Here is a 12,534-nt window from a genome sequence, read left to right as displayed (position 1 = left end):
CGCGCGGAATGACAAGGACCTAGGACCATGCGACGACCCGATCCCTACATGGAACGCGCCCGCGAGCTCTGCCTCGCCGCCGGTATCGATCCCGACTCGCGCGTCGGCGAAGGACGCGGCCAGCCGGCCTGGTGCCTGTACAAGGACGCCGCGCGCAAGGAGCATCTTGCCCGCGAGGCCAACGCGACCGCGAGCTCGATCGCCGCGTTCCGGACACAGGACGCCCGCTTCCAGAATGCGCCGCTGAAGGTGTTCGGCCCGCACGAGGAGGCGACGATTGCGCAGATGCGCAATTGCATGGCGATCGGCAACGTCGTCTCCGGCGTGATCTGCGCCGACGGCCATCTCGGTTACGCCCAGCCGGTCGGCGGGGTCATCGCCTATGAGAAGCAGATCAGCATCTCCGGGGTCGGCTTCGACATCGGCTGCGGCAACATGGCGGCTCGGCTCGACACCCGCTTCGACGACATTGCGGAGATCGCCCCCACGATCATCCGCGACGTCGCCAAGGTGATCTCGTTCGGCGTCGGACGAGCCAACGCCGAACGGGCCGAGCACAACCTGTTCGACGACGGCGACGCCTGGCGCGAAAGCGACATGGAGGACTACCGTCAGAAGGCGGTGAAGCAGCTCGGCACGGTCGGATCGGGCAACCACTATGTCGATCTCATGCGCGACGAGGAAGGCTTCGTCTGGATCGGCGTCCACTTCGGAAGCCGCGGCCTCGGACATACCTCCGCGACGCGCTACCTCAAGGCCGCCGGCGGCAAGGACGGCATGAACGTCCCGCCCGCCGTGGTCGACGAGGACAGCGAGCTCGGCCGCCGCTACATCGCGGCGATGCAGCTCGCCGGGCGCTACGCCTATGCGGGCCGCGAGTGGGTGGTCGAGCGCGTCCGCCGGATCATCGGCGGCAGCGTGACCGAGAGCGTGCACAACCACCACAATTATGCCTGGCGTGAGACCCACGACGGCAAGGATTTGTGGGTGGTGCGCAAGGGCGCGACGCCGGCGTTTCCCGGCCAGAAGGGGTTCGTCGGCGGCTCGATGGGCGACGACGCCGTCATTCTCGAAGGCGTCGACAGCCCGGAAGCCAGGGCCTCGCTCTACTCGACCGTGCACGGCGCCGGCCGCCTATTCGGACGACGTGAGGCGAAGCGGCGCTTCTCGCGCGAGGAGATGGACCGTTGGCTGAACGAGCGCGGCGTCACCTTGATCGGTGCCGACCTCGACGAGAGTCCGATGGCCTATCGCCGCCTACCGGACGTGCTGGCGCAACACGCCGGCACCGTGAAGGTGCTGCACACGTTGCGGCCGTTCGCCGTCGCCATGGCCGGCGAAGGCGAGTTCGATCCCTGGAAGGACTGACGACAACGACGAGCGGGAGGCCCAACCCTCCCGCTCGCTTTGCCCTTGTCGCAGCCCGACAGACGAACGAGCCGCCTCTCGCGTCAGCCCGCGCCGACTGCCTGAAAGGCCAGGCGCTTGAACTCGAAGAAGAACGGATTCCAGAAGCCCATGTAGCGCTGGGCCATCAGCACACCCGCAGTATTGGCCTCGGGGCAGATCCACCAATGGGTGCCGGCAAGACCGCCCCACTGGAATTCGCCGGTCGAATTCGGAGGGTCGAACGGCGCGGGCGCAAAGGTCACGGCGCCGCCGAGACCGAAGCCCTTGCCGGGGATCGGCCCGAGAGTTGCGAAACGGATGGTCTGGCCGGCGGGCAACTGGTTCGTCATCATCTGCCGCAGCGTGTCCGGCTTCAGTAGCGCATCAGACCCGGGTAGCAGCGCACGCACCAGTGCGAGCATATCAGGCAAGGTCGAGACCAGACCGCCGCCGCCCGAGAGCCTCGGGAACGGCCGCCGATAGGCCTGCGGAAAGGGAAGATTGTCGGCACGCGTGAGACCCGGCTTCATAGGATCAAGCACGTCAGCGCCATTGTAGAGCGCGACCAGTCTGCCCTGCTGCGCCTCCGGCACGTGGAATCCGGTATTGATCATGCCGAGCGGGTCGAAGATGCGCGCTTTGAGAAAGACATCGAGCGCCTGGCCGGAGACGACCTCCACGACACGGCCGAGCACGTCGGTCGCCACCGAATATTCCCAGGCCGTGCCGGGATGATAGCACAGCGGCAGATCAGCCAGCCTGTCGATCAGGTCCGAGAGCGGGGTCAGAGGATTGAGCACACGTGCATCGTTGTACCCCTGAACAGTACCGTGCCGGGATCGAAGATGCCGTAGCTGAGGCCGGAGGTGTGGGTCAGAAGCTGGCGGATCGTGATCGGGCTCTTCGCCGGCTCGACATCGGCAAGGCTCGAAGCGCCCTGCTTGAGCACCTTGCGATTGCCGAGCTGCGGCAGGAATTTCTCGATTCTATCATCGAGCCCGATGCGGCCTTCTCCACCAGCAGCATGATCGCGCAGGTGATGAAGATCTTGGTGTTGGAAAACGCGCGGAAGATATGGTCGGGCCGCAGCGCAGTGTTGGCCTCGCGATCGGCAAAGCGACGCATTGCTGATCGACCACCTCGCGGCCGCGCAGCACCGCCCAGGATACGCCGGGAATGATCTCCTGATCGACGTAGCGCTGCATCGCCGTCCGTACGGCGGAAAAATCAGGCGTCCTGGCGTCCATGTGCTCCCCCCAATTGTGGTTGGAATCGATATAGCGCGATTTGCCGCGATATGAAGCCCACAGTGCAGCTCATCCCTGCTTCATCAGCACGGTGACCTGCAGCCGGCGCCGAATTCGCATGCCCTGCCGCTGGTACAGCGCAATCGCGGACGTATTGCTCGAAAACACGTGCAGGAACGGGATTTCGCCGCGCGCCTCGATCTGGCGCGCGATGGCGGCGAGCAACCCCTGTGCGTAACCGCGGCCGCGATGATCGGGATGTACGCAGACCGCCGTCATCTCGGTGAAATTGCCCGGCTTCATCCGCTCGCCGGCCATGGCGACCAGCTCGCCGCGCGCGCGGATGCCGAGGAAGGTGCCGAGCTCGTGCGTCCGCGCCGCGAACGGCCCGGGCTTGGTCAGCTCGGTCAGCGCCATCATGGCGGGAACGTCAGTCGCGCTCAGGCGGATGATCTCGGCATCGCGCAGCGCAGTGTCGGCGGGCGAGCCGATCATCTGTTCGCCGGGTTCGGCGAGCAGCACCTTGAAGCCGGCGGGAATTTCGACCGGCTCGGGCGTGAACAGCCCCGCGACTTGCGAGACCGACATGAGATCGCCGAGCGCCGCAAAACTTTCCGCGGACATGTCGGCCATGTCGGCAAATGGCGTCATGTCCACGGGATAGCGCAGAGCCCGCGGCCCGCCCTCGGCCAAATGCTTCTGGCTCGTCGTCAACGCGCTCCAGATCGGACGATCCAGCAGCGCCTCATCGCTGTCGGACACCGGCCTAGTCCTTGTCGAAGCTGACGATGACGGCAGCATTGGCGATGAGGATGGGGTCGTTGGCCACTTCCGTGGCCGAGGGAATCTCCAGCCCGCCCTTGACCGCAGTCACGGTCACCGTGCCGTAAGGCAGCTCCTTGGCGACGGCTTCCTTGTCCACCGCCTCGGGATTGGGCACCCCGATCGTGACATCGACGAACATGTCGTTCGCGGTCTTGCCGATCATGCGGAAGAAGCCGAGGCTCGAATGCCTGATGGCATCCGACACGGCACGCTTGGCTGCCTTGGTGGCGTCCCTGCCGTGAACGTCGACGCCCATGCCCATCTCGGTGACACAACGAACGCGGGTCATTTCATAGTCCTGTGGTTGTTTGAGTGATTGAATGATTATGAGTGTCGGCGATGTGAGACCGCGACACAAGTTCGGTCATCCTCTCGTGTCCCGGATGCACTGCAATGCTCTTGCGTTGCTGCGCAGAGCCGAAGAGGCGCTGCGCTGCGTCCGGGGCACGAGTCCGCGGTCCTCACGCCTTCGATTTCTCATGCGCGCGCAACTCGTCGACGAGCACCCGCACGTTCTCCGAATAGTCGATCGGGATCGAGACCAGATGCACGCCGCCCTCCTCGAATGCCGCCTCCAGAGTCGGGACGAAGCGGTCGATGCTCTCGATCCGATGCCCTTTCGCCCCGTAAGCCTTCGCGTAGAGGACGAAGTCGGGATTGCCAAAGGTCATGCCGTAGTCGGCGAAGTGATCGACGGCCTGCTTCCAGCGGATCATGCCGTAAGCGTTGTCCTCCAGCACGAGCACGACCAGATTGAGCTTGAGGCGGACCGCCGTCTCCATCTCCTGGCTGTTCATCATGAAGCCGCCGTCGCCGGCAACGGCGAGCACGCGGCGGTCGGGATAGAGCATCGCGGCCATCATCGCCGACGGCAGGCCGGCGCCCATGGTCGCCAGCGCATTGTCGAGCAGCAGCGTGTTGGCGACGCGAGTGCGGTAGTTGCGCGCGAACCAGATCTTGTACATGCCGTTGTCGAGCGCGACGATGCCGTTCTCAGGAATCACCTGGCGGATGTCGTGCACGATGCGCTGCGGCGTCGGCGGCCAGCGCGCCTCGGTGGCACGATCGGCAATATGCCCCAGGATCTCTTCGCGCAACGGGAGCAGCGCCGCGGCCTGCGGCAGCTTGCCTTCGAGCCGATCCGCCAGCAGCTCCAGGCTCGGGCCAACGTCCCCGACGACCTCGGCATCGGGGAAATAGACCTGCTCGACGCTCGCCGGCGTGTAGCTGACGTGAATGACCTTCAGGTCCGAAGGCCCCATGATGAAAGGCGGCTTCTCGACGGGATCGTGCCCGATGGCGACGATCAAGTCGGCGGCGTCGATCGCATCGTGGACGTAATCCCGCTCGGACAGCGCCGCAGTACCCATGTAGAGGTTGGTGCCGCCGGGCACGGTCCCCTTGCCCATCTGCGTCGTGAAGAACGGAATGCCGGTGCGACGCACGAAACTCGCGATGCCGTGCGTCGAGCCCGGCCGGCTGGTCGCCGCGCCCATCATCACCAGCGGACGCCTTGCGGCCAAAATCAGATCGGCGGCCCGATCGAGCGCGACGCGATGGGCAACCGGAATTTCGATCGGATGAACCGGGATCACGGGAACCGGCGATACTTCGTCACCCGCGATGTCCTCGGGCAGTTCGAGATGCACCGGCCCAGGGCGCTCCTCCATCGCGGCGCGGAACGCATCGCGCACCACGGTGGGAATGCTGGAGGCACTGACGATCTGCCGCGACAGCTTCGTCAGCGGCTTCATGGTCGCGACCACGTCCACGATCTGGAAGCGCGCCTGCCGGCTGCTCATGATCGGCTTCTGGCCGGTGATCAGGATCATCGGCATCGCACCGAGATGCGCGTAGGCGGCGCCGGTCGACAGGTTGAGAGCACCAGGGCCCAGCGTCGACAGACAAACGCCGGGCTTGCCGGTCAGCCGCCCATGCGTGGCCGCCATGAAGGCGGCGGCCTGCTCGTGGCGGGTCAGGACCAGCTCGATCCTGGAGGCGCGCAGCGATTCGACCAGATCAAGATTCTCCTCGCCGGGTATGCCGAAGATGCGATCGACACCTTCATTCTCCAGGGCGGCGACGAATAGATCCGAACCCTTCACCTTGCGCTCCTGCCCGCTCATGTCGTCTCCGCTTGCCGTGCCGGCTCTTGAGTTCCAGTAGAGCCTGCGCATGGTAGTCGCCCGCAGCCAGGTAACAACTCACAATGAGGAGCGCGCCGGCCGACCAACTCTCGGCCGATTGACAGCCCCGGATATCTGACTAAAGTCAGATATCATGCTCGACCCCGTCTCCCGCGTCCGCCGCTTCAACCGGGCCGTCACTTCTGCTGTCGGTGCGCTCGACAATTCGTTCCTCGGGCGCAGCCGGCCGCTTGGGGCGGCGCGGGTGCTCAATGCGATCGGGCACGGGCGCTCGGACGTGGCGGAAATCCGCGACTATCTCGGTCTCGATTCGGGGTTGATGAGCCGGCTGCTCCGCAGCCTCGAAGACGAAGGCCTGATCGAGACCACCGCGCGTGAAGACGATGCCCGCCGGCGCATGGCAAAGCTCACGCGGGCGGGCCGTCGCGAATTCGCGGCCTATGAGGCGCTGTCGAACGCGCAGGCTGAAGGCTTTCTCGCGCAACATTCGCAGCGCGAGGCGCTGCTGGCGGCGATGGACCTGATCGCCTCTGCACTGACGCGCGAGCGCGTCACGCTGGACGAGATCGATCCGCGATGCGAGGAAGCGCGCTACTGCCTCGGCGAATACTATGCCGAGCTCGGCCGTCGCTTCAGCCAGGGCTTCGACGTCTCGCTGTCGCGCGATCCCGATGCCAAGGACATGCGCCGCCCGCGCGGCACCTTCATCGTCGCGATATCGGACAGGCTGCCGATCGGCTGCGTCGGCTTGAAGGGAACCGATCACGGCTATGCCGAGATCAAGCGGCTGTGGGTGGCGCCTGCCGCGCGCGGATTGCGGCTCGGGCGGCGCCTGATGCATGCGGCCGAGAGCGCAGCGCGGGAACTCGGCATCACGCTGCTGCGGCTCGACACCAACAGCGCGCTGCCCGAAGCCGGTCAGCTCTATCGCAGCACGGGCTGGCGCGAGATCCCCCGCTTCAACGATGATCCCTATCCGGACCTCTTCTTCGAGAAGCGCCTCTGAGCCGGACCGGTTCGCGATGTCAGCGCGTTATGATCGAAGCCCCAGGAGCTTCGATATGACGAGAGACGACCTTGCCGCCATCTACCGCGACTACATCGCCTGCCTGAACCGGCGGGACTGGCCGGCCCTCGGACAGTTCGTGCATGAGGAAGTCATCCACAACGCCCGGCCCTTTGGGCTGGCCGGTTATCGCGCGATGCTCGAACGGGACGTTCGGGAGATCCCGGATCTGCAGTTCCACATCGAGATGCTGATCTCCGATCCTCCCCGCATCGCGGCCCGGCTGAACTTTGATTGCACCCCGGCCGGGACATTCCTGGGTCTTGCGGTCAATGGAAGGCGCGTGTCCTTTTGCGAGAACGTGTTCTACGAGCTTCAGGACCAAAAGATCCGGCAGGTCTGGTCGGCGATCGACAAGACCGCGATCGAGGCGCAGCTCTGACGCCGCGTCTCGAGCAGGAGCTCACGCCGCCGCCGGCGCCACCTCCCCTTGCGGCTTTGCGAAGGGGCGGAACGTCATCGCCATCAGGAAGGCACCCAGGCCCATCGCCCAGGAGGCGATGTAGAGCCAAGCATAGCTGGAGAAGGCGTCATAGATCAGGCCGCCGGCAAGCGGGCCGGTCGCCATGCCGAGGCTGCCGGCCATCGCCGTGCCGCCGATCACCGTGCCCATCATCTTGAGCGGGAAGTTCTCGCGGATGAGAACGGCGTAGAGCGGCATGGTGCCGGCATAGATGAAGCCGAAGATGGCGCCGACCGCATAGAACGTCGTGAGCTGATGCGCGAAGACATAGGCGAGCGCGCCGAACGCCTGCAGCAGGAGGCCCGAGACCAGCACGCGTTTGGCACCGAAGCGGTCGCCCATCAGACCGAAGGCGATGCGTCCCCCGAGGCCGGCAAACCCCTCGATGCTGTAGATCGTCACCGCCGCGACCAGCGGGATGCCGCAGCTCACGGCGTAGCTGACGGTGTGGATGATCGGGCCGGAATGGGTCGCGCAGCAGAAGAAGTTGGTGGCAAGCAGAATGAGGAATTGCGGCGAGCGCAACGCTTCGCCCATCGACATCTCGCCTTGCGCGGTGCCCTCGCCCGCCGGTGCGGCCGCTGCCTGCACCAGCGCGGGCGGACGGCGCACCAGGAACGAGACCGGGATCATGATGGCGCCGACCACGAGCGCGACGATCTGCATCGAGGTCCGCCAGTCGTGGCCGGAGACGAGCCAAGCCGCCAGCGGCGACATCGTCATCGGCGCCATTCCCATGCCGGCGGAGACCAGCGACACCGCGAGGCTGCGATTCGTGTCGAACCAGCCGGTGACGGTCGCCATCATCGGCGCGAAGATCGCAGCACAGGCGGCGCCGACGAGAAGGCCGAATACGACCTGGAACACGAGGAGCGAGGTCGCGTGGCTCGCCGCGAACAGGCTGAGCGCAAGCACGGTCGACCCCGTCAGCACCACCGGCAGCGGCCCGAACCTGTCCGACGCCGTGCCCCAGGCCATGCTAGTGAAAGCCATCGCCAGAAAGCCGATCGTCATCGCGCTGGAGATGCCCGTCACCGACCAGCCGGTGTCCTTTGCGATCGGCTGCAGGAACACCGGCAGCGAAAACATGCCGCCGATCGCGACGCAGCCGAGCAAGCCGCCGGCGGCGACGATCACCCAGCGATAGTTGGAAGAAGTCATTGCGGTCTCCCGTCAGGTCTGTCCGGGTGAAAGACGAAGGGGAACGGCGCCGGCCGACAACGGGTCACGTCATTTTTTCCGCACGCTCTTGTGATCTGCCAACAAGAAAGTCGAAAACAACCCCATGCACAGTAGCCGGCCGCTGTGAGATCAATGACTTACCGATCCAGGAACACTGCCAACTTAGCGGATCCCCTTTCCCGTGGCCGACATCATCACAGACCGGTTTGACACGTCGGGCAAAACAGATCGAGAATCATGGTGAAACCGTGCTCCATGCTGGGATTGCGCGACCTTCCCCAAGGCAAGCGACAACGGCCATCACAGGGTCAACGGGGTCGAACGTGACGGCGGTCTATTTCGCGGTCGGCTCGCGTTCGCCTGAGACCCCGCGACGTGCCCCGATTCGACAGGATGAGCGTGAATTTGGACGGCCGGTTCGTGCACAGGGACGATACCCCGGCCCGCGCTCAATCCACCACCAACACAACCTTTCCAAATCCTCCGCCGCGCTCCACGCTGCGATGGGCGTCGGCGGCGCGTTCGAGCGGAAACACCTGGTCGACCAACGCTTTCAGTCCCCTCGACGCAAACAGCGGCAAGAACCCTTCAGCGAAACGACGGACCATCGCCCGCTTTTCGTTCATGCTTCGCGATTTCATGACTGTGCCCACCAATTGCAGGTGGTTGTGGAGCAGCAGATTGAGCGGAATCGAGGCGGCGTGCTGACCGCTCAAAATGCCGACCTGAACCAGGGTTCCGCCCGGCCGAAGGCTGCGAAGGTTGCGCGGCAGGTAGTCGCCGCCGATGAAATCGATCACGGCCTCAACGCCGCGATGATCGGTAAGCCTCGCGACGACACTTTCGAAATCGTCGGCACGATAGTCGATCACGGCGGCTGCGCCGATGCTGCCGACATCCGCCAACCGCGAAGCGCTCGCCGTTGCGTAGATGGTGGCGCCCAGCGCATGGGCGACCTGCACGCAGGCGGAGCCCACTCCGCCCGCGGCACCGTGAACCAGGACGGTTTGACCTTGCCCGACGCCGGCAACATGTGAGATCGATTCGACGGCTGTGACGAATGATTCCATGATCGCCGCGCCTTCGACGAACGAGAGATTGCCTGGAATCCTCGTCGCCATGCGACGGTCGACCCGGGCGAATTCGGCATACGCCCCCCCGCCGACGATCGCCATCACACGCTGCCCGATCGATACGTCGTCGACTTCGCTGCCGACGCCAACGACTTCACCGGCCAGTTCGAGGCCAAGCAGGGTGCTCTCGCCAAAGCTCTGGTTGCCGTAGGCGCCGTTTCGCTGGAGAATATCCGCGCGGTTGACGCCTGCCGCCTTCACACGCACCAGCAGGTCGTGGGGACGAACCTCCGGCCTCGGCACTTCGGCCAGGCGGAGAACCTCCGCCGGACCGAAACCGTCATAGACGATGCCTTTCACTTTGCCTGCCCCTGCGCATGGGCCTCGGCGCGCCGCGCGATGCTGGCGGCGAATAACGGCGTCTCGCGGCGATTGTGGTCGCTTCCGGCCGCTTGGCGGGCGTTGGCAGCGTCTTCGAAGGAAATGCCGTGCTTGTCCAGGAATGCCATGAAGACATCGGTCGGATGTGCCGTGACGCTGTTCGTATAGCGTGTGCGCTTGTCATCGATGGTTTCGGCCTTCAGCTCCCAGATCACGTTGACCTGGGTCCGGCCATTTGTCGTAAACACGTCCGAGATTGAATTCATTCGGCAGTACGTCTTGCCGGCCTCTTCCGCGACGTAGTGTTGGATCACCAGCCCGGTGCCGATCTGCTCGACATTGATCATCATGCGGTGTCCGTCGTCCGTGGTGCTGACGCCGGCCGCAATGTGATCGGGCGGGCAGCAGCGCAGATATTCGGCTTCGGAGAGCGTGAACAGCCATTCGGCGATGTCCATCCGGTCGAGCGGCATATCAATCACCGCGGTGTAGGCCGATTGCGACAGGATGCGATCGAGAACCTTCATGATAATCTCCTTTCATTCAAGGGCTTGGACCAGTAAGGCCCACCTTCGAGAGAGGAGATACGGCCTTTGAGGATTGGTGATAATGAACGTTGAGCTCGAAACCCTTTTGCGAAAGGCGCAAAGATGAAAGACCCGCGTTTTGCGGAACATCTGGCCATCTATGTTGACGTGGTTCGTGGCGGGAGTTTCTCCAGCGCCGCACGTCATCGCGGTGTGACACCCTCGTCCATCGTCAGGCAGATCGACGCGCTCGAGCACAGCGTCGGAGTGCCCCTGCTGGTGCGCTCGACACGCGCGCTCGCGGTGACCGACGCCGGAGAACGACTGTTCGAGCGCGCGCAGCGGTTGCTCGACGACCTTGCCGACACGCACGCCGAGATCGCCGCTTTCGATGGTGCGGTCGCTGGTGTTCTTCGCCTTGCCTGCTTTCCCACCTTTGGCAAGCGCTACGTGATCCCTACCCTGGAAACGATCATGCGGGATCATCCCGGCCTCACGGTCGAGCTCGATCTCACGGAGAGGCTCGCTGATCCCGTGCTGGAGCGGCTCGATGCAGTGATCCGGATCGGCGAACTAGCCGACAGCACTCTCATCGCGACCAAGCTGGCATCGCAGAACAGGATGCTGGTCGCCGCTCCTGCTTATCTCGATCGTCACGGCATACCGACCGAAACGAAACACCTCGCCGGCCATCGGCTAGTCGACAAATTGCACGGCGCCGACCTGCTGGGCTGGACGGACGTGCTTGGTCACCCGGCGGGCGCAGCGCCCGGGCCGCAAGCCGTGTTTCGGTGCGACGACTTCGAAGCGATGCGGCTCGCGGCACTCGCCGGCATCGGCATCGCATTCCTGGCAGACTGGGTTGTCGGGACGGACATACACGCCGGTTCATTGACACGAATCCCGCTCGACGACGAACGGTGGAATGAGGCAAAGGCCGGCGTCTATCTGTTGCGAGCTCTGGCCCAGCCGTCTGCCAAACTGACGATCCTGACTGCCGCGTTGCGGGATTCAATCGGGTCGCCGCCGGTGTGGGCGTAGTATCCACGCCAATTACATCATGACCACCCGCCCCATCGTCTGTCCCTGAATTCAGGAAATCCCATCCATGCCGAAGATCGACATAGCTGCCGTGCCGCTTCGCAAGGGGTCCGGCTACCCTGCGCCCTTCAGCACTCCCTGTGCCGAGCGCATCCGGCAGCGTCTCGGCGATGCCGGCGGCCTGAAGGATTTCGGGATCAACCTGATGCGCCTGCCGCCGGGCGGCTGGTCGAGCCAGCGGCACTGGCATTCGCACGAGGACGAATTCGTCTACATCCTCGAAGGCGAGGTGACGCTGATCGAGGACGACGGTGAAACGGTGCTGCGCGCCGGCGATTGCGCGGCCTTCCCCAAGGCAAGCGGCAACGGCCATCACATGATCAACAGGTCGAACGCGACGGCTGTCTATCTCGAAGTCGGCTCGCGCTCGCAAGCCGACCTCATCACCTGCTCGGACATCGACATGATGAGCCCGGCGTCCGACGGCCGCTTCCTGCACAAGGACGGCACGCCCTATCCGGACGCGTGAAGCGTCTGGAGCAACGCCTCACATCGCCGCGCTGCGGCGCCACGTGCTGACGGTGAGCCAGACCGCCGAGACGAGGAAGTAGAGCGCGCCGACCGCAGCATAGCCCGCGACGTTCGCGATCGATGGCACCGCAGGCACCGAGGCCTGAAAGATGAAGAAGCCACCCGCCAGCGCCGACTGGCCACCGCTGAGCACCATGGCCCATTGCGCGCCGAAACGCTTCCAGCGCCGCACGGCCGTGCCGAGCTGGAGCAATCCGGACAGGATCGCCCAGGCCCCGAAGATTCCGAGCACCCAATTCATGCTCACCTGCAAGGCGAGGATGACCGCGACGGTGGTCGCCAGACTGACATTCAGGACCTGCGTGCGGTTCTGGTTCAAGCCGCCGCTACTGAGCCCGTCGAGATAGTTGGCGGCAGCGTCCCAGGCCGGATAGGCGACGAGCAACGCCGCTGCGATCACCGCGGACGTTGGCGCGATCACGAAGGCCGCAATGACCCAGGCGACGGAAAACGCGGCGCGCAGGAAGTAGTATTGCTTAAGCCATTGCGCCTGGTCGGCCGCCTCCAAAGCCATGTCACGATCTTCCATGTGCCTTTTCCTTACCTACTAGTTGGTAGTTTGTGTGCGACACGAAATACCCGAGCCGCCCTGAGCGGCATGG

The 12,534-nt window shown here is 64.6% G+C and carries 12 protein-coding genes and 1 pseudogene; 5 read left to right on the top strand and 8 right to left on the bottom strand.

Going from position 1 to position 12,534, the window contains the following annotated elements:
- The first annotated feature begins 27 nt into the window (after positions 1–27).
- Complete coding sequence (locus ABIG06_RS28245) at positions 28–1,368, top strand: RtcB family protein (protein ID WP_370139408.1); 1,341 nt, start codon at positions 28–30, stop codon at positions 1,366–1,368.
- Between the two features lie 83 nt (positions 1,369–1,451).
- Here ABIG06_RS28245 and ABIG06_RS28240 read toward each other — a convergent pair.
- The 4 genes and pseudogenes from ABIG06_RS28240 to ABIG06_RS28225 form a co-directional block, all read right to left on the bottom strand.
- A pseudogene (locus ABIG06_RS28240) lies at positions 1,452–2,636 on the bottom strand (serine hydrolase domain-containing protein).
- A 69-nt stretch (positions 2,637–2,705) separates the two neighbouring features.
- A complete protein-coding gene (locus tag ABIG06_RS28235; RefSeq protein WP_370139407.1) occupies positions 2,706–3,398 on the bottom strand; it encodes a GNAT family N-acetyltransferase in 693 nt (230 codons plus the stop codon).
- A 4-nt stretch (positions 3,399–3,402) separates the two neighbouring features.
- Positions 3,403–3,750 (bottom strand): Lin0512 family protein, encoded by a 348-nt coding sequence (locus tag ABIG06_RS28230; protein ID WP_018646107.1) that lies wholly within the window; start codon positions 3,748–3,750, stop codon positions 3,403–3,405.
- 172 nt (positions 3,751–3,922) lie between these two features.
- Positions 3,923–5,587 carry an acetolactate synthase large subunit gene (locus ABIG06_RS28225; RefSeq protein WP_370139406.1) on the bottom strand — a complete coding sequence of 555 codons (1,665 nt, stop codon included), beginning with the start codon at positions 5,585–5,587 and terminating at the stop codon, positions 3,923–3,925.
- Positions 5,588–5,741: 154 nt separating this feature from the next.
- On the opposite strand from ABIG06_RS28225, the gene ABIG06_RS28220 reads away from it, so the two are divergent.
- On the top strand, positions 5,742–6,614 hold the full coding sequence (locus ABIG06_RS28220; RefSeq protein ID WP_370139405.1) for a GNAT family N-acetyltransferase: 873 nt from the start codon (positions 5,742–5,744) through the stop codon (positions 6,612–6,614).
- Positions 6,615–6,669: 55 nt separating this feature from the next.
- Complete coding sequence (locus ABIG06_RS28215; protein ID WP_370139404.1) at positions 6,670–7,056, top strand: ester cyclase; 387 nt, start codon at positions 6,670–6,672, stop codon at positions 7,054–7,056.
- A gap of 21 nt (positions 7,057–7,077) precedes the next feature.
- On the opposite strand, the gene ABIG06_RS28210 is transcribed toward ABIG06_RS28215, so the two are convergent.
- From ABIG06_RS28210 to ABIG06_RS28200, 3 genes are all read right to left on the bottom strand, one after another.
- A complete protein-coding gene (locus ABIG06_RS28210) occupies positions 7,078–8,298 on the bottom strand; it encodes an MFS transporter (protein ID WP_370139403.1) in 1,221 nt (406 codons plus the stop codon).
- Positions 8,299–8,768: 470 nt separating this feature from the next.
- On the bottom strand, positions 8,769–9,752 hold the full coding sequence (locus ABIG06_RS28205) for an NAD(P)H-quinone oxidoreductase (RefSeq protein WP_124158834.1): 984 nt from the start codon (positions 9,750–9,752) through the stop codon (positions 8,769–8,771).
- Complete coding sequence (locus ABIG06_RS28200; RefSeq protein ID WP_370139402.1) at positions 9,749–10,300, bottom strand: hypothetical protein; 552 nt, start codon at positions 10,298–10,300, stop codon at positions 9,749–9,751. The genes ABIG06_RS28205 and ABIG06_RS28200 overlap by 4 nt, the downstream gene beginning before the upstream one ends.
- A gap of 123 nt (positions 10,301–10,423) precedes the next feature.
- On the opposite strand from ABIG06_RS28200, the gene ABIG06_RS28195 reads away from it, so the two are divergent.
- Together ABIG06_RS28195 and ABIG06_RS28190 are read left to right on the top strand one after the other, a co-directional pair.
- On the top strand, positions 10,424–11,341 hold the full coding sequence (locus ABIG06_RS28195) for a LysR family transcriptional regulator (RefSeq protein ID WP_124158832.1): 918 nt from the start codon (positions 10,424–10,426) through the stop codon (positions 11,339–11,341).
- A gap of 67 nt (positions 11,342–11,408) precedes the next feature.
- Positions 11,409–11,870 carry a cupin domain-containing protein gene (locus ABIG06_RS28190; RefSeq protein ID WP_124158831.1) on the top strand — a complete coding sequence of 154 codons (462 nt, stop codon included), beginning with the start codon at positions 11,409–11,411 and terminating at the stop codon, positions 11,868–11,870.
- A gap of 18 nt (positions 11,871–11,888) precedes the next feature.
- On the opposite strand, the gene ABIG06_RS28185 is transcribed toward ABIG06_RS28190, so the two are convergent.
- A complete protein-coding gene (locus ABIG06_RS28185) occupies positions 11,889–12,461 on the bottom strand; it encodes a DUF308 domain-containing protein (protein ID WP_245454430.1) in 573 nt (190 codons plus the stop codon).
- Positions 12,462–12,534 lie beyond the last annotated feature (73 nt).

Source organism: Bradyrhizobium sp. USDA 326 (genome assembly GCF_049739485.1).
GTDB lineage: Bacteria > Pseudomonadota > Alphaproteobacteria > Rhizobiales > Xanthobacteraceae > Bradyrhizobium.
This window is presented reverse-complemented; position numbering and strand designations above follow the sequence as displayed.